Raw genomic sequence first — 16538 nt, 5'->3', positions numbered from 1 at the left:
GCCCCTCCGCCGTTGTTGTTATTGTTGTTGTTGTTCGCCGCTCCCCCGCCGTTGTTGTTATTGTTGTTGTTGTTCGCCGCTCCCCCGCCGTTGTTGTTATTGTTGTTGTTGTTCGCGGCTCCCCCACCGTTGTTGTTATTGTTGTTGTTGTTCGCGGCTCCCCCACCGTTGTTGTTATTGTTGTTGTTGTTGTTCGCCGCTCCTCCGCGGTTGTTGTTGTTATTGTTGTTGTTCGCACCCTTGTGGCAGTTCTTGTTGTTCGCACCCTTGCGGCAGTTGTTGTTGTTATTATTGTTGTTGTTTCCGCCCCTGCGGTTGTTGTTATTGTTATTGTTGTTGTTGTTTCCGCCGTCGTCACTCGGAGCCGTCGCGTGAGCCCCTGTAGGCGTCGGCGCAGCAAAAGCGGAGGAGGGCACCAAGGCGGCGCCTCCCATAGCCAGAGCAGCCGACGCGGTCAGCATCGCCGCACGCTTTGCGTAGTGATTGAGCATGGAAATTCCTTTCCGTATGAATCCTGCCTCGATTTGCAGTCCACTTCACTGGCAGCCCACTTCGGCAGCCCACTTCGCCTTCAAGAGCTACGGCCCATGCCACGCTTCCCCCTCCATGTCGCACAACTCGACGGAAACCCTCTGGGAGGCGCGGGCGGACGCGTGCTGTGCGCACGGCCGGTCGGGCGCGTGAATCGATGAGAACCTGGTTCCGCCGTCCCTTCGACAGGATGCGCTCAGACAGCCGGAGGCGCATGGGGTGAACACCCCAGATTCCGCCCCGACGCACCCCACATTTCCTTTATGTGCGCCCCACGTCGTCCTCGGCCCCGCGCACCACCACCCCCGGGCCCCCCCTTTCCCCGACCGTTCTGGATCTTTTGCGGAGCTCCGGCGAGGGGAGGAGACTGACGAGTGATGGACGTGCTAGAGCGAGAGGCCGTGCTCCAAGCCCTCGTCGGTCAACTGCAAGCGACCGAGAGTGGTCCCGGCCGTCTGACCCTTTTGCGCGGCGAAGCCGGGATCGGCAAAACCACCGTCATTCGCCACCTCACGCAGCTCGCCGATCCCCACATCCGGATCCTGGTCGGCTCCTGTGACCCCCTGGCCACGCCCCGACCCCTGGGCCCGCTGATGGACTTGGCCCCGCGATTGGGCCGGGGGGTGCGCGCCGCCCTGTCCGGGGCACTCGCCGGCACCTGTCGTACCGATGAGGTTTTCGACTGCCTGCTCGCGGACTTGAGCACCTGTCCCAGCCTGCTGGTCGTGGAGGACGTCCACTGGGCCGACGATGCGACGCTGGACCTGCTCCGTTACCTGGTGCGGCGGCTGCCGAGCGTTCCGGCGCTGGTGGTGGTCACCTATCGCGACGACGAGATCAGCCGCACCCACCGTCTGACCGGGCTCCTGGGCACCCTGGCCGGCTACCCGTGGGTGTGCCGCGAGGATCTGGCTCCTCTGAGCCGCCGGGCCGTGGCCCGCCTCGCCACCGGACACGCCATCGACGCCGAGCGGCTCCACCGCCTCTCCGCCGGCAACCCGTTCATCGTGACCGCGGTCCTGGCCGCCCCCGGCGAACCCATCCCGGCCGCGGTGCGCGAAGCCGTCGCCGGGCGCCTGGCCGGCTTGTCGGCCGCCGCGCGGACGGTCGTCGACGTACTGGCCGTCCTGGGGCGCCGGGTCTCGATGCCGCTGCTGGCCAGCATCCTGCCCGTCCCGCAGGAGCTGCTCGACGAGGCGGTGGCCTGCGGAATTATGAGCACCGACGGGCAGACTGCCGAGTTCCGCCAGGAGCTGGCCAGGCTGGCGGTGCTGGAGGCCGTCCCCGCCGCCTGCCGCCTGCGGTTGCACCGGAAGGTGCTGGCAGTGATGCGGTGCGGTCCGGTCATGGCGGACGATCTGGCGTTGCTGGCCGATCATGCCGCAGGTGCCGGGGATGTGGCCGCCGTGTTGGAGTACGCGCCCGCAGCAGCCGCCCATGCCGCTTCGTCGGGTGCGTACCGGGAAGCTGCCGCCCACTACGCCCGCGCCCTGCCGTACGCCGACCACCTGCCACCGGATGAGTCGGCGTCCCTGCTGGAGGGCCATTCCCGGGCCTGCCTGCTGTCCGGCCGGCTGGACGAGGGGATCTCCTCACGCCGCAGGGCCGTAACGATGCGCCGGGCCCGGGGCCGGCAGCTGCACATGGCGGACGACCTGCGCTGGCTGTCGTGCTGGCTGTGGCCGGCCGGCCGGGCCGCCGAGGCCGGACGGACGGGCCTGGACGCCGTACGGGTGCTCGAAGGGCTGGGGCCGAGCCGGGAGCTGGCCGACGCCTACCTGAACCTCTGCCGGCTGCTCTGCTACGGGCACGAGGGGGTGGAAGCGGTCACTGCCTGCGCCGGGAAGGCGATCGCTCTGGGTGAGCGCTTCGGCGACGCGGGGGTACTCGTTCAGGCGCGCTTCCATGCGGCGGCCGTACGCATGCTGTGCGAAGGGGGCCGCCAGGAGGAGTGCGAGCAAGCGTTGAGCAGTGCGTTGGCACAGGATCTACCGGTGGACGCGGGGTCCTTGGCGCTCGTCACGTGCTGGTTCGCCGCGCTGCAGCGTGACGCGGTCCGGACCCTCGCGGTCGCGGGCCGGGCGGAGGCCCACTGCCTCGATCACGACCTGCAGTCCTACCTCCTGTGCGCCAGGGCCTGGCGAAGCTGGGGTCTGTTGCACCGGGGCTCGTGGATCGCGGCTGCCGATGCCGCACACGCGGTCCTGTCCCATCCCGGCTCGCCACCGGTCGCCCGGTCCACGGCCCTGACCGTCCTGGCCCTGGTGCAGGCCCGCCGCGGCCAGGCCCAGGTGGGGCCGCTGCTGGAGCAGGCGGCGAGTCTCGTCGACTCCGAGTGTCTGCTGGACACGGGCCTGGGGTGGGAGGCGCACGTCGAGGCGGCTTGGCTGCTCGGCGACGACGAGCGGGTGCAGGCAGAAGCCCGACGCGGTCTCGCCATGTTGGCGGGGCGCACCCACCCCTGGCTGTCGGGGCCCTTGGCCTGCTGGATCCGGCGCGCCGGTGGGACGCCGCCGCAGGTACCGGCGGCCGGACCCTACGCCCGGGAGCTGGCGGGCGACTGGGCCGGCGCTGCGGCACGGTGGGACGGGCTCGGCTGCCCGCACGATGCCGCAGTGGCCCGCCTGTCCGGCGACGTACCCGCGCTGCACCAGGCCCTGACCACCTTCGAGGCCCTCGGCGCCCGGCCCGGGGTGGTACGCACCCGCGCCGTGATGCGTACGCGCGGTATCCGCCCGGTTCGGCGTGGCCCGCGCGCCGCGACCCGTGCCAATCCGTACGGGCTGACCAACCGGGAGCTGGACGTGCTGAAGCTTTTGGACGAGGGCCTGTCGGATGCCGATATCGCGGCCCGCCTCTACATCACACCCAAGACCGCCGGACACCACGTGGGTGCGGTACTGACCAAACTCGATGTCCACACCCGCCACGAAGCCGCCCGCAAGCTCCGCCATTCCCCGCCCTGACCGGGCATCGCGTTCCAGGTGATGAAGATGACGAGAACAGCCGTTCGCTGTGCGGGCCTTGCCGCAGCGGTTGCCTGCTCCATGGCACTCGGCGTGTGGGGCGCATCGGCGAGTGAGGCGGTCCACCTGCCACCGGAACCGAAACCCGCGGCTGCCGCGTCGGGGCTCCGGTGCTATGCGGCGACATCCGAGCCGGACCGGGTCGTGTGCTATCGGACGTCGTGGAAGGCGGAATTCCGGGGCGGTGACATCGAGTACATCGCCAGGCTCGTACAAGTGCCCACGCCCACGCCTCCACCGTCCGTCACCGTCGTGGACAGCCTGAACGACATCCGTCCGGATACGGGGTCGGCGTCCGGCAGCCCGACGGCTTCGGTCCCCGACGGTACGACGGGGCTGCCTCCTTCGGCCTGATCCGCCGGCGCGTTCCGGACACTGCCAAGTGTGCTGCCGGGCAGCCGAGTTGGGTTTCGAGGGTGTCTGGCGTGAGGGGTTCGCGGGGGTGGTGGGGTCCGTTAGTCTGCCTCCACGTTTCTGGCTGGGGGAAGGCGGACGGGCGTGCTGGAGGACGTGGGTGGGGCGGCGGCGTCGGGGCATCCGTGGTTCGGGGGGCTGCGGCTGAGGCCCGCCGCGGGGGCCGGCACGATCCGGGGGATGCTGCGCGAGGAGATCCGCGACATCGGTTATCCGCACCAGCCGCTGCTGCCGGCGGCGCCGATGGTGCTGCCGCGGGCCTCCTACGCGGAGCTGTTCCGCGCGACCGCGGCCCTGACCGACCTGGTGCGCCGGACGGCCCTGGAGAGCGCGGCCACCACCGCCGGGCGGCTGGCGGCGTACGGCATGCCGCAGAGCGAGCACCGGCTCTTCGTCGCCGACCAGTTCACCGAGGAGCGGTACGCGGACTGCGTGGTGCGGCCGGACGTCGTGATCGGGCCGGACGGGCCGCGGTTCCTGGAGTTCAACGTCAGCGGGGCGCTCGGCGGGCCGGTGGAGACGCACTGCCGCATGGAGGTGTGGCGCAAGCTCTACGCCGACGGGCAGGGCCGGCTGCCCTTCGCCCACCACGACGCCTTCGCCGTGCGCACCCGCATGTTCCGGGACCTGAGCACGGAGCTGGGGACCGCGCCCCGCATCGCGCTGCTGGGCAGCGCCCGTGACCAGGGCGATTGCACCCGCTACTTCGACATGCAGATCGACTACTTCAACAGCCACGGGCTGACCGCGCGCTTCTTCGAGCCCGAGGACCTCCACGAGGCGTGGGACTGCCCGCCCCACCTGCGCCATCCGATCGGGCTGCGGGACTTCACCATCCCGGACTGGGACGAACTCGGCATCGACACCGCCCCGGTACAGGCCGCACTGGACAACGGCTGCCTGCTGGTCGGCACCCAGACCTCCACCTTCCTGTCCAGCAAGCTGACCATGGGCATGCTCTCGGAAGGGCGGCCCTGGATGAGCGCTGCCGAGCGGGCCCTGGTCGACACCTACCTGCCGTGGACGCGGGTCCTGTCCGAGCGGTGGACGACCCGTGGCGGGAGCAAGGTCGACCTGGTCCGCTTCGCCTCGGACCACCGGGAGGGTCTGGTGCTCAAGGAGGGCCTCGGGATGAGCGGCCGGCAGGTCGTCATCGGCTGCCGGACGGAGCAGGGCGCGTGGGAGGCGGCGGTGGCCGCGGCCGCCGCGACGGGCACCAGCGTGGTGCAGGACTTCGTGGAGCCGCGCACGTGCAGGCTGGCGATGATCGCCGACGGCGCGGACGAGGCGCACGACGCCGACGTCGCCCCGGTGCTCGGGCCGCTGCTGTTCGGTGGGCGGCCGGCCGGGGTGTTCTCCCGGTTCCTCGGGGACGGCGGCACGGGCATCGTCAGCGTCCTCGGGACCCGCAGCTCCGACGACTGCGTCGTCGCCGTGTGAGCGCGCCGGCCGCTCCTGACGCGAACCCGGCGCCGGGCTGCCGGCGGCGCGCCCGGCTCCCGCGCAGGTGGCGCACCTGCCGGGTCGCGGTCCAACCACCTTGTGCGGCAGGGGCGTTGACGCTCGGGCTGGCGAGATCTAGCCTCAACATCGTTCGATTCACAAAGGAGCGGGAAGCGAACGGCGCCCCGTCACGCCCTTTTCGGCGCGGACGGTGCCGGCTGCCGGACCGGGCCGCCGACGCGGGCCGGGGCGTCCCGCACGGACGGAGGGGGCGTCCGCACGGGCGGGCGGGCGCGGCCGGACGGGGGAATCCCGGCCACGCCGCGGTGGGCGCCGTACGACTTCCGTCCGGACAGTGACCTCGGTAGTGCTTATTGCAGCGACAGGAGCATCGTGGCGGGGGTCGCATCGGGGTCCGATTCCGGGCTCGGTTCCTATTACCGGTTATTGAGGAAGCCCGGCGCCGCGGCGCTGGCGTTCTGGGGGATGGTCGGGCGCTTCCCGATCGCAATGCGCGCGATCAGCATCCTGATGCTGGTCTCGGCGGTCACCGGCTCGCTGGGGGACGCGGGGACGGTGGCGGCGGCCATGCTGATCTCGCAGGGGGTGGCCAGCCCGGTCAACGGGCGGCTGGCCGACCGGCTCAGCCAGCGCCGGGTGCTGCTCACCGCGTGCCTCGGGCACGCGGTGGGGATGACGCTGCTGCTGGTGGCGATCGTGCTGGAGGCCCCGCTGTGGCTGATGGTCGTCGCGGCGGTGGCCACCGGCTGCACCTCGGTGTCCTTCACCTCGTTCATGCGGGCGCGGTGGGCGACGATGGCCGAGCGGGGCGCGCTGCGCACGGCGTACGCCATGGAGTCCATGCTGGACGACACGATCTTCCTGCTCGGACCCCTGCTGGTCACGGTGCTGGCATCGGCGGTGCACCCGGCCGCCGGTCTGGTCGTGTGCCTGGCGATGACCGTGGCCGGCTCCGTCTTCGTCGCGCTGCACCGCAGGTCCGAGCCGGTGTACGAACCGGCCCCTGGCCACGTCCCGCGGCGGGCGATCACGGTGCCGGGGGTCTGGGTGCTGGTGATCGCCTACGCCGGGATGGGCTTCCAGTTCGGTGCGGTCGACGTGACGATGATCGCCTTCGCCGAGGAGCGGCGGGCGCCGGGCACCGCCGGTGTGCTGATCTCACTGATCGCCGTGGGCAGCCTGGTCGCCGGGGTGGTCTACGGGGCGGTCGGCTGGCGGCTGTCGCAGGCCCGGCTGCTGTCGCTCACCACCTGCCTGCTGACGCTCGGCGCGGTCCCGCTGGCCTTCGCCGGTTCCACCCCCCTCATGGCGCTGTGCGCCGTCGGCGCGGGCATCGCCATCTCGCCCGCGCTGATCGCGGGCAGCACGCTGCTGGAGTCCCTGGCTCCGAAGGGTTCGCTGTCGGAGGCGTTCTCCTGGCTCACCAGCGCCGGCGCGATCGGCATCGCCTCGGGCACGGCCGCCGGGGGGCACCTGGCCGATCTGGGCAGTTCGGCGTGGGCGGCCTGGGCGGGGGTCGGCGGCGGGCTCCTCGCCCTCGTACTGAGCCTCGCGGGGCAGTCGGCGCTGCGCGGCGGCAAGCCGGAGGCGGCCACCGAGCCGGCTCCGGAAATGACGGCACTCGACCAATGACAATGAGGTCCGGATTGTGAACGTCAAGCACCCCGCAACGCAGCGGGACGGCCTCGGGGGCCTGCCGGTACCCCGCATCTCGTTCGACGAGTTCACGGCCTTCGGGCCGCAGGCCCTCATCCGGGCCGACGTCCCGGTCGTCATCACCCTGCCGCGGGGCACCGAGGGCCTCGGCAGGAAGGGCGTGGCCGAGCGGCTCGGCGACATGACGGTGACCCTGTTCACCGAGCCGGGCAACAAGCAGAACGCGCAGCGGTGGACGACCCGGGAGATCCGGCTCCGCGAGTTCTTCGAGGACGAGCGGTTCCAGTCCGATCCCGGCACCTGGAACCGCATCGTGTCGAACTTCCGCAACAGCCCGGCCGACGTCAACGCGATCCTCGGCTTCGACGCCGAGCGGCTCTTCGATTACCGGCACGCCATGAACGCGGCGAACCTGTGGATCAGCCACCGCGGGGTGTTCACCCAGAGCCACTTCGACGAGCTGGAGAACTTCAACATCGCCCTGGAGGGCCGCAAGCGGTTCGTGCTGGCGCCGCCCGGCTTCCGGGAGTACTACCCGAGGTCCCTCAGGCAGGGCTTCGGCGACAAGTCGCAGGTCTTCGACTTCGACGACGTGGACTGGCGGCGCTACCCGAAGCTCGCGTCCAAGCTGGCCCAGCGCCGGGAGCTGATCCTGGAGCCGGGGCAGATGCTCTACCTGCCGCTGGGCTGGTGGCACCAGGCCGAGTCGCTGGACGAGATGAACATCAACATGAACTTCTGGCTGCGCGATCCGAAGATCCTGCGCAGGCCCTACGTGCTGGGCGTGGCCCTCTACACGGCCGTCTTCCGCAAGCTCAAGGGCGTCTACAACTACGAGCCCGCAGAGGCGGCGTCATGACCGAGCGCAAGGCCATCACGCCCACCCACCGCTACCGCAACAACGACAAGCTGATCGGGATCGGCAACGAGTTCTGGGACATGTCGGAGCGAAGCGGCCTGGCCGGCATCGTGGCCGACTACCACCACGGGCAGGGCGTCCTGCGCACCGCGCCGGGCCACGATTCCATCGGCGCGGACCACGAGTTCGTCAACTTCAGCTGCTGCTCCTACCTGGACCTCGACTCCCATCCCAAGGTGATCGAGGGCGGCATCGAGGCGCTGCGCCGCTACGGCGTGCTGGACCACTGCATAGCCCGCAGCCGGGTGCAGATACCCGCCATGCTGGAGCTGGAGGACTCCCTGGGCGAGCTGTTCGGCGCCCACGTGGTGTGTTCCATCGCCGCCAGCACCGCGACCTTCGGGCTGCTCCCGCTGATCGCCTCCGGGCACCTGGGCAACGGCACCCGGCCCCTGATGGTCTTCGACAAGAACGCCCATGTGTCGATGGCCAACCTCAAGCCGGTCTGCGCCGACGAGACCGAGGTCGTCACCTCCCCCCACCACGACCTCGACTTCATCGAGGACGCCTGCCGCAAGTACGCCCGCGTCGCCTACGTCTGCGACGGCAGCGACAGCCTGGGCGGATACGCGCCCGTCAAGGAACTGGCGGAACTCCAGGACAAGTACGGCCTGCTCGTCTACTACGACGACTCCCACTCCCTGTCGGCCTACGGTGAACGCGGCGTCGGCTACGTCCGCTCGCACAGCCCGGTCCTGGACGAGCGGACCATCGTGGTGATGACCCTGAACAAGGCCTTCGGCACCAGCGGCGCGGCAATCGTGCTGGACGGGTACGGGAAGGAGACCCTGCGCGTCATCGAGCGCTTCGGCGGCGCCCTGAACTACTCGCAGCTGCTGAACACCCCGGCTGTCGGTGCCGGCCTCGCGTCGGCACAGATCCACCGGACCGCCGAACTGACCGTGCTGCAGAACCGGCTGTACGCCAACATCGCGCTCTTCGACTCGCTGATCCACACCGACCAGAGCGGCAGCACCTTCCCGATCCGGCTCGTGCCGATGAGCGACGAGACGGTGATCGAGGCGGGCCGCCGGGTCTTCGAGGCCGGTTTCTACGTCTCCCCGGTGTTCTTCCCGATCGTCGCGCGCGGTACGGCGGGGCTGCGCGTCATGATGCGCGCCGGCCAGAGCGGGGAGCAGATCCGCGCGCTGTGCGCCGTACTGGCCGAGGTGGGCGCCCCCGCGGCCGCCCCGCTGCCGGCGGAGACGGCGCGATGACGGGCACCGCCCGGGCGGTGCCCCGCAGCATCCTGTACACGCCCGCGCTGTCCCTGGACCGGGTCGTCAAGGCGTGGTCCTACGACGCGGACGTCCACCTGATCGACCTGGAGGACGCCGTCCCGCCGGGCGGGAAGGCCGCGGCGCGGCTCGTGTGCCGGGCGGCACTGGAGAAGGCGCCGCGGCCCGCGGACCTGGCCGTGCGCGTCAACGGGCTGGGCACCGTCGAGGCGGTGCACGACCTGGTGATGCTCACCGCGAGCCCGGTGCGGCCGGGCTTCGTCGTGATGACCATGGTGAGGTCGGCGGTGGAGGTGACGCTGCTGCGCGACACCCTCGCCTCGGCGGGGGCGCATCCGGAGATCTACGTGACCGTGGAGACCGTCGAGGCCGTCACCGGCATGGACGCCATCGCGGCGGCCGCGGACGGGCTGGTCCTCGGCTCCGCCGATCTGGCCGCCACCCTCGGCATCGAGATCGGCTGGGCGGGGCTGCTCGCGGCCCGGCAGGCGATGGCGCTGGCCGCCGCCCGGCACGGCGCCGGCTGCATCGACACCGCCAATTTCCGGCTCGCCGAACCACAGGTCCTGGCCGAGGAGATCGGACGGGCGCGCGAGCTGGGCTTCCACGGCAAGGCGACCGTGCACCCGGCGGAGCTGGGGGCGATCAACGCGGCGCTGCGGCCGTGCCCGGACGACCTGCGCCAGGCCCGGCGGGTCACCGAGGCCGTACGGGCGGCGGACGGCGGGGTCGCGGTCCTGGACGGCAGCATGGTGGGGCCGCCGTTCGCCCGGCTGGCCCGCGACACGGTGGCCCGCGGGGACGCGTGGGCCGGGCGGTTCGGCCCGGAGCGCGGCCAGGGCGGGGAGGTCGGCCGTGACGATCACTGACCGTGCTTCCGGCACGTCCGGTCCGGCCGGCACGTCCGGTCCGGCCGACACGTCCGGCACCTCCCGCGCGTCCGGCGCGGCCCGCGGGTCCCGTCCGGCCCACGGGACCGGCGCCACGCCGCGGGCCGCGCTGCCCGCCGCCGTCGCCGTCATCGGCACCGGGGCCATCGGCCGGGACCTGGTCAGCAAGGTCCACCGGTCTCCCGTACTGCGCTGCGCGCTGGTGGCCGGGCGCAATCCGGACTCGGCGGGCCTGCGGTACGCCGCCGCCCTCGGCTATCCGGCCAGCGCGGACGGGATCCAGGCGGTCCTGGCGGCCCCGGCCCCCTTCGACGTGGTCTTCGACGCGACCAACGCGAGGGCGCACGCCGAGCACTGGCGGCTGCTGCGGCCGCTGGAGACCCTGCTGATCGACCTGACGCCCAGCAGGGTCGGCCAGATGGTCGTGCCGACCCTGACCGGCACGCAGGCCCCGACCGAGCGCAACGTCAGCCTGATCAGCTGCGGCGGCCAGGCGTCCACCCCGATCGCGCACGCGCTCGCCGAACGCTTCCCGGTCCGGTACATCGAGGTGGTCTCCACCGTGGCCTCCACCATCGCGGGCCGCGCGACGCGGCTGAACCTCGACGAGTACGTCGCGACGACCCGGCACGCCCTGTCCGCCTTCTCCGGCGTCGCCGATACCAAGGCGATCCTCAACATCAGCCCGGCCGTACCGCCGGCCACCTTCCGCACGGCCGTCCACGCGATCGTGCCCGGGGCGGGCGCCGAAGCCGCCGTGGTGCGCGCGGTCGTCGCCGAAGCGGCCGAGCGGGTGCGCAAGTTCGCGCCCGGCTACGAGGTCGTCGCCTGCGACGTGAGCGGCGAGCGGGTCGTGGTCTCCCTGGAGGTCACCGCGGACAGCGACGTGCTTCCCCGGTACGCCGGCAACCTCGACATCATCAACTCGGCCGCCGTCATGGTCGCCGAGCAGCACGCGGCCCGGCTCCGCCCGGCCGCCCGGACGGGAGTGCGCCCATGAGCGCCGTGGTGATCCACGATCCGACGCTGCGCGACGGCCAGCACGCCGTGCGCCACCAGCTCGGCGTCGCGGCGCTGCGCGGGTACGCGCAGGCGGCCGACGCGGCCGGGATCCCGGTGGTGGAGGTCGGCCACGGCAACGGCCTGGGCGCCTCCTCGCTCCAGGTCGGACGGGCCGCCGTCAGCGACGACCTGATGCTGTCGACCGTGCGGGAAGCCCTGCGCCACAGCCGGATGGGCGTCTTCATGCTGCCGGGCTGGGGGACGGGCGAGGACCTGCGCAAGGCCGTCGCGCACGGCGCCGACGTGGTCCGCATCGGGGTGCACTGCACCGAGTCCTCGCTGGCCGAGCGCCACCTCGGCCTGCTGCGGGAGGCGGGCGCCGAAGCGCACTGCGTGCTGATGATGAGCCACATGGCGAGCCCCGCCCAGCTGGCCGAGCACGCCGCACTCGCCGTCGGGTACGGGGCGCGGGCGGTCGGCATCATGGACTCCGCGGGTCACTTCCTGCCGAGGGACGTCACCGAGCGGGTCGGCGCGATCGCGGCGGCCGTGGACGTGCCGGTGATCTTCCACGGGCACAACAACCTGGGCATGGCCGTGGCGAACTCCGTGGCCGCCGCCGAGGCCGGGGCCGGGATCATCGACGGCTGTGCGCGCGGTTTCGGCGCCGGGGCGGGCAACACCCAGCTGGAGGTGCTGGTGCCGGTGCTGGAACGCAGCGGTTTCGAGACCGGCATCGACCTGTACGCACTGCTCGACGCCGCCGAGTTCGCCGAGCGGGAGCTCATGCCGGCGCCGCCGGTCACCGGCTCGCTGGGCATCGTCAGCGGCCTGGCCGGGGTGTTCTCCGGCTTCAAGCACCAGGTCCTCGACCTGTCCGCGCGGGCCGGCGTCGACCCCCGCGACGTGTTCTTCGAGCTCGGCAGGCGCCAGGCCATCGCCGGGCAGGAGGACCTGATCGTCGACGTGGTGGCCGAGCTGAACGCCCGGAAGGCCGCCGTATGACCGGCCCGCGGACCATCGGCGCCGAAGACATGGCGGGTACGGACCGGCTGCTGCGGGTGGTCGACGCCCTCGCGGAAGCCCTCGCCGACCTGTCGGCCGGCCGGACGCGGTCCCCGTCCCGGACGATCGTCCCGCACGGCCGGGACCGGGAGCTGCTGTCCGCCGCGGCGGTCTGGGAGCGGCGCGGCGTGGGCACCGTGAAGATCACCACGCTGACGCCCGGCAACCCGGACCGCGGCCTGCCGCTGATCCACGGCGTGGTCGTCCTGACGGACCTGGAGACGGGGCGGATCACCGCCCTGCTGGACGGCGCCGAACTGACCGCCGTGCGCACCGGCGCGGTCGCGGCCCTGGCGACCCGTCTGTGCGCCCCGCAGGACGCCGGGGACCTGGCCGTCATCGGGGCGGGGGTGCAGGCTCGCGCACTGGTGCGGTCCGTGTCCGCGGTACGGGCCGTCCGCTCGGTCCGGGTGTTCTCGCGCACCCCGGCCCGTACCGAGTCCTTCGCGCAGTGGGTCCGCGACACCGCGGGGCCGGGGGTCAAGGTCTCGGTGTGCCGCACGGTGCGGGACGCCGTGGCCGACGCCGAGGTCATCTGCACGGCGACCTCGACCGGCGGCCGCACGCCCCTGGTGGCGGCGCACTGGGTGGCTCCCGGGGCGCACGTCAATGTGATCGGGGGGACCCACGAGGACGCGCTGGAGGTCGACCCGGCGCTCCTGGCGACCGCCTTCGTCACCGTCGAGGAGCGGGCCGCGGCGGCCCGGGAGGCGGGTGAGGTGAGGGCCGCGATGGCCGGCGGCCTGATCGGCGCGCAGGCGCTGCACGAGCTGGGCGCCCTGGTCGGCGGCGGGGTCACGGCCGACGGCCGGACCTCGGTGTTCCGCAGCGTGGGCCTGGCCATCGAGGACACGGCCGCCGCCGCGGCGCTGCACGGGGCCGTGAGCGCCGCGGGGTGAGTCATCCGCTCTCGCGGCAGCGGACCATGAAGGACCGCTCGAAGACGATGACGGTCTCGCCGGTCGACTTGCTGCCGGTGGTCTCCACCGTGATGATCCCCTGCCCCGGCCGGGAGGCGGAGAGCCGCTTGCCGAGGATCCGGCTCGTCGCGTAGAGCGTGTCGCCGACGAAGACCGGGTCCTTCAGGCGGACCTTGTCCCAGCCGAGGTTGGCGACCGCCCGCGCGGACAGCGCCTGCACCGTCATGCCGCCGACCAGGCAGAGGGTGATCCCGCTGTTCACGAGGATCCGGCCGTGTTCGGCGCCCTGCGCGTAGTGCCGGTCGAAGTGCAGCGGGTGCTGGTTCATGGTCAGCAGGGTCAGCCAGGTGTTGTCGGCCTCGGAGAGGGTCCGGCCCGGCCAGTGCCGGATCACCATTCCCGGTTCGAAGTCCTCGTAGTCCCCGCCGTGTTCCTCGACGTACTCGTTGCCCTGGACGTGGCGCAGCGTCATGCGTCCCTCTCCCCTGTGGGGCGCTCCGGACGGACCGGGCGCGACAGCGTACGTGATGTGATCCTCAGTCATATGATGGGCTGCGGTGACCAGTTCGCTCAATGAGGAGGAACCGTGGCAGAGACCGCCGAGGAACAGCCGATCACGCAGCGGAAGAACGGCCTGTCCCGGGGCGTCTCCGACGAACTCGCGGAGAACATGGCCTCCGGCTGGGCCGACACCGAGGCGGACCTGCGGCCGATCGCGCAGGCGGACAACACCGCCGCCCGCCGCGCCGTGCTGTCCGCGCGGTTCCCCGGTGAGCGGCTGGTCGTCCCCGCGGGCAACCTCAAGACCCGCTCGAACGACACCGAGTACCCCTTCCGCGCCGCGACGGACTACGCGTACCTCACCGGCGACCTCAAGGAGGACGGGGTGCTGGTCCTGGAGCCGGTGGCCGGCGGCCACGACGCCGTGCTGTACCGGCTGCCGCGCTCCGACAAGGAGAACGGCGAGTTCTGGCTCGACGGCCAGGGCGAGCTGTGGGCCGGGCGCCGCCACTCCCTCACCGAGGCGCAGGCCCTGTACGGGCTCCCCTGCCGCGACGTCCGCACCGTCACCGACGTGCTGCGGCGGGCGGACGGGCCGGTACGCGTGGTGCGCGGGCACGACGCGGGCATCGAGACGGCGCTGGCCGACAAGATCACCGCCCGGACCGATGAGGAGCTGCGGGTCTTCCTCTCCGAGATGCGCCTGGTCAAGGACGAGTTCGAGGTCGGCGAGCTGCAGAAGGCCGTCGACTCCACCGTCCGCGGCTTCGAGGACGTCGTGAAGGTCCTCGACAAGGCCGAGGCCACCTCGGAGCGCTACATCGAGGGCACCTTCTTCCTGCGCGCCCGCGTCGAGGGCAACGACGTCGGCTACGGCTCCATCTGCGCCGCCGGCCCGCACGCGACCACCATCCACTGGGTCCGCAACGACGGCCCGGTGCGCCCCGGCGACCTGCTGCTGCTCGACGCGGGCGTGGAGACCCACACCCTCTACACGGCCGACATCACCCGCACCCTGCCGATCAACGGCACCTTCTCGCCGGTCCAGCGCAAGATCTACGACGCGGTGTACGAGGCGCAGGAGGCGGGCATCGCGGCCGTCCGGCCCGGCGCCAAGTACCAGGACTTCCACCACGCGGCGCAGCGCGTGCTCGCCGAGAAGCTGGTGGAGTGGGGCCTGCTGGAGGGACCGGTCGAGCGGGTCCTGGAGCTGGGCCTGCAGCGCCGCTGGACGATGACCGGCACCGGCCACATGCTCGGCATGGACGTCCACGACTGCGCCGTGGCGCGCCGGGAGGCGTACGCGGACGGCACGCTGGAGCCCGGCATGTGCCTGACCGTCGAGCCCGGCCTGTACTTCCAGCCCGACGACCTGACGCTGCCCGAGGAGTACCGGGGCATCGGCGTGCGCATCGAGGACGACATCCTGGTCACCGAGGACGGCAACAGGAACCTGTCGGCCGCCCTGCCCCGCACGTCCGAGGACGTCGAGGCCTGGATGGCACGCCTCAAGGGCTGATCCCGGGCCGCAGGCGCCGAGGGGCCGGATGCCGCGCCGCGGCCCGGTCCGCCGCACCGGCGGACCGGGCCCTGCGGCACGTCCGCCCTGCGGCACGTCCGCGCGGCGGCCCGGCTACGGGGCGCTCTGCTCCGGGCCGTCGTGCAGGGCGGCCAGTTCGGCGCGCGCGAGGGCGAGCCACCGCGCGGAAGGTCCGGGCTCCAGCCCGAGGGCTGCCGCCGCCCGGTCGAGGTGGCCGAGGACCGCGGCGACAGTGGGGTAGGGGCCGACCGGACGCAGCAGCCAGAGACGGCCGCGGGGGCGGGGCGGCAGGCCGAGGGCGGCCAGCGCGGCGTCGCTCTCCCCGTCGAGGCCGCGCAGATCCGCCTCGGGCAGCGGGGCGGCCTCCACGGCGGTGATGTGGCCCCGCCCGTCGAGCGCGGTCTCCACCGCCCAGTGGGTGGACCGGTCCGGGATCCAGGTGCGGGCCGCCGCCGGCCAGACGTACGGGAGGAACGCCCAGCGCAGTTCCCCGGGCGCCGGCTCCCAGCCGAGCACCTCCAGCTCCCGGACCTCGGGCAGCCGGTCCGGTTCCAGTTCGCTTCGGCCGGTGCGGCGCTGTGCGAGCGGGTGCGGTGTTCCGTCCTCGTCCCACGACATGCGGGCACGCTATCGGAAGGCCGCGGCGGATACGGGTGACTTGCGAGGTGGCGTCCGCACGGGCCGCGGCCACGGCCCCCGCACCGGGCCGGTGGACCCGAGTCCGGCGCGGCGCCGGACTCGGGTCCACCGGCCCGCTGGGCCTAGGCGGCGTCCCCGGCCGGGCGGTCCAGGGGGTTGGCCGCGATGCGGACCGCCGCGCCGCCCGCGACGTAGGCCGCCGCCGCACAGTCGGGCTTGCGCTCCGCCTGGTCCTCGACCAGGGCCAGGAAGGTGGCGCCGAAGCGGCCCCGCGGATGGGCGGCGAGCAGCCCGGCCGTGAACGACGGCTCGAATTCGGCGACGCGCAGACCCGACACGTCGGCGCTGGTGCCGACCTGGAGGAGGTGGCTCTCCACGTCCTGCGCCGCCGTCACGTCGTCCCGCATGTGCAGCACGATCACCTCTTCGGCGCGTGCGCGGCGCTCCGCCGGCCAGCCCAGACCCGCCGTCAGGACACGCGCGACGTGGCCGCCCGCCTCCTCGAAGGGCAGGGTGTGGCTGTCGAAGGGGGCGGTCAGGCCCAGGTCGTGGACGAGCGCCGCAACGTAGAACAGTTCCCGGTCGTACTCCAGACCGTGCTGCTGCGCGTACCGCGCCCCGAAGGCGTAGGAGCGGATCGAGTGGGCCAGCAGGTCGCGGTCCGCATACTCGGACGCGATCTCGAGAGCGGCCCGTCCTGCATCGGTGTCGAACGTCCACGTCGTCATGGGGC

At 72.4% G+C, this 16538-nt stretch carries 14 protein-coding genes; 10 read left to right on the top strand and 4 right to left on the bottom strand.

Going from position 1 to position 16538, the window contains the following annotated elements; all coding sequences use genetic code 11:
* Nucleotides 1–491, bottom strand: a 491-nt coding sequence (locus tag AMK16_RS36250; protein WP_199885478.1) for a hypothetical protein, incomplete at its 3' end; no start/stop codon positions are given.
* A gap of 417 nt (nucleotides 492–908) precedes the next feature.
* Between AMK16_RS36250 and AMK16_RS19420 the strand changes: the two genes are divergently transcribed.
* The 9 genes from AMK16_RS19420 (at nucleotide 909) to AMK16_RS19380 (ending at nucleotide 13104) form a co-directional block, all read left to right on the top strand.
* Entirely contained in the window at nucleotides 909–3497 is a 2589-nt protein-coding gene (locus AMK16_RS19420) for an ATP-binding protein (RefSeq protein ID WP_073917352.1), read from the top strand.
* A 558-nt stretch (nucleotides 3498–4055) separates the two neighbouring features.
* Nucleotides 4056–5411, top strand: coding sequence for a hypothetical protein (locus AMK16_RS19415; protein ID WP_199885477.1), 1356 nt, complete (start codon nucleotides 4056–4058; stop codon nucleotides 5409–5411).
* Nucleotides 5412–5924: 513 nt separating this feature from the next.
* Nucleotides 5925–7067 carry an MFS transporter gene (locus AMK16_RS19410; RefSeq protein ID WP_242438794.1) on the top strand — a complete coding sequence of 381 codons (1143 nt, stop codon included), beginning with the start codon at nucleotides 5925–5927 and terminating at the stop codon, nucleotides 7065–7067.
* 16 nt (nucleotides 7068–7083) lie between these two features.
* On the top strand, nucleotides 7084–7950 hold the full coding sequence (locus AMK16_RS19405) for a cupin-like domain-containing protein (protein WP_242438793.1): 867 nt from the start codon (nucleotides 7084–7086) through the stop codon (nucleotides 7948–7950).
* Nucleotides 7947–9227, top strand: coding sequence for an 8-amino-7-oxononanoate synthase family protein (locus tag AMK16_RS19400; protein WP_073917349.1), 1281 nt, complete (start codon nucleotides 7947–7949; stop codon nucleotides 9225–9227). The genes AMK16_RS19405 and AMK16_RS19400 overlap by 4 nt, the downstream gene beginning before the upstream one ends.
* Nucleotides 9224–10117 carry an HpcH/HpaI aldolase/citrate lyase family protein gene (locus tag AMK16_RS19395; protein ID WP_073917346.1) on the top strand — a complete coding sequence of 298 codons (894 nt, stop codon included), beginning with the start codon at nucleotides 9224–9226 and terminating at the stop codon, nucleotides 10115–10117. Before AMK16_RS19400 ends, AMK16_RS19395 begins: the two co-directional genes overlap by 4 nt.
* 130 nt (nucleotides 10118–10247) lie before the next feature.
* On the top strand, nucleotides 10248–11138 hold the full coding sequence (locus AMK16_RS19390; RefSeq protein ID WP_073917786.1) for an acetaldehyde dehydrogenase (acetylating): 891 nt from the start codon (nucleotides 10248–10250) through the stop codon (nucleotides 11136–11138).
* Nucleotides 11135–12145, top strand: coding sequence for a 4-hydroxy-2-oxovalerate aldolase (gene dmpG, locus AMK16_RS19385; protein ID WP_073917344.1), 1011 nt, complete (start codon nucleotides 11135–11137; stop codon nucleotides 12143–12145). The genes AMK16_RS19390 and dmpG overlap by 4 nt, the downstream gene beginning before the upstream one ends.
* The gene (locus AMK16_RS19380; RefSeq protein ID WP_073917342.1) at nucleotides 12142–13104 is read left to right on the top strand and encodes an ornithine cyclodeaminase family protein; all 963 of its coding nucleotides are present in this window, start codon (nucleotides 12142–12144) and stop codon (nucleotides 13102–13104) included. Before dmpG ends, AMK16_RS19380 begins: the two co-directional genes overlap by 4 nt.
* Nucleotide 13105: 1 nt before the next feature.
* Here AMK16_RS19380 and AMK16_RS19375 read toward each other — a convergent pair whose 3' ends face one another.
* A complete protein-coding gene (locus AMK16_RS19375; protein ID WP_073917339.1) occupies nucleotides 13106–13597 on the bottom strand; it encodes a MaoC family dehydratase in 492 nt (163 codons plus the stop codon).
* Between the two features lie 114 nt (nucleotides 13598–13711).
* Here AMK16_RS19375 and AMK16_RS19370 point away from each other — a divergent pair, with 114 nt between their 5' ends.
* On the top strand, nucleotides 13712–15145 hold the full coding sequence (locus tag AMK16_RS19370; protein ID WP_073917337.1) for an aminopeptidase P family protein: 1434 nt from the start codon (nucleotides 13712–13714) through the stop codon (nucleotides 15143–15145).
* Between the two features lie 114 nt (nucleotides 15146–15259).
* On the opposite strand, the gene AMK16_RS19365 is transcribed toward AMK16_RS19370, so the two are convergent.
* Complete coding sequence (locus tag AMK16_RS19365; protein ID WP_073917334.1) at nucleotides 15260–15784, bottom strand: DUF5956 family protein; 525 nt, start codon at nucleotides 15782–15784, stop codon at nucleotides 15260–15262.
* 143 nt (nucleotides 15785–15927) lie between these two features.
* Complete coding sequence (locus tag AMK16_RS19360) at nucleotides 15928–16533, bottom strand: HD domain-containing protein (RefSeq protein WP_073917332.1); 606 nt, start codon at nucleotides 16531–16533, stop codon at nucleotides 15928–15930.
* Nucleotides 16534–16538 lie beyond the last annotated feature (5 nt).

It is taken from the genome of Streptomyces sp. CB00455 (assembly GCF_001905445.1).
Classification (GTDB): Bacteria; Actinomycetota; Actinomycetes; order Streptomycetales; family Streptomycetaceae; genus Streptomyces.
Note: the sequence above shows the minus strand (reverse complement) of the source record. Positions and strands in the feature narration are given on the sequence as shown.

Coding starts and splice junctions, on each gene's coding strand:
- AMK16_RS19420 (WP_073917352.1), top strand. CDS start 909: ATGGACGTGCTAGAGCGAGAGGCCGTGCTCCAAGCCCTCGTCGGTCAA.
- AMK16_RS19410 (WP_242438794.1), top strand. CDS start 5,925: ATGCGCGCGATCAGCATCCTGATGCTGGTCTCGGCGGTCACCGGCTCG.
- AMK16_RS19400 (WP_073917349.1), top strand. CDS start 7,947: ATGACCGAGCGCAAGGCCATCACGCCCACCCACCGCTACCGCAACAAC.
- AMK16_RS19395 (WP_073917346.1), top strand. CDS start 9,224: ATGACGGGCACCGCCCGGGCGGTGCCCCGCAGCATCCTGTACACGCCC.
- dmpG (WP_073917344.1), top strand. CDS start 11,135: ATGAGCGCCGTGGTGATCCACGATCCGACGCTGCGCGACGGCCAGCAC.
- AMK16_RS19380 (WP_073917342.1), top strand. CDS start 12,142: ATGACCGGCCCGCGGACCATCGGCGCCGAAGACATGGCGGGTACGGAC.
- AMK16_RS19375 (WP_073917339.1), bottom strand. CDS start 13,597: ATGACGCTGCGCCACGTCCAGGGCAACGAGTACGTCGAGGAACACGGC.
- AMK16_RS19365 (WP_073917334.1), bottom strand. CDS start 15,784: ATGTCGTGGGACGAGGACGGAACACCGCACCCGCTCGCACAGCGCCGC.
- AMK16_RS19360 (WP_073917332.1), bottom strand. CDS start 16,533: ATGACGACGTGGACGTTCGACACCGATGCAGGACGGGCCGCTCTCGAG.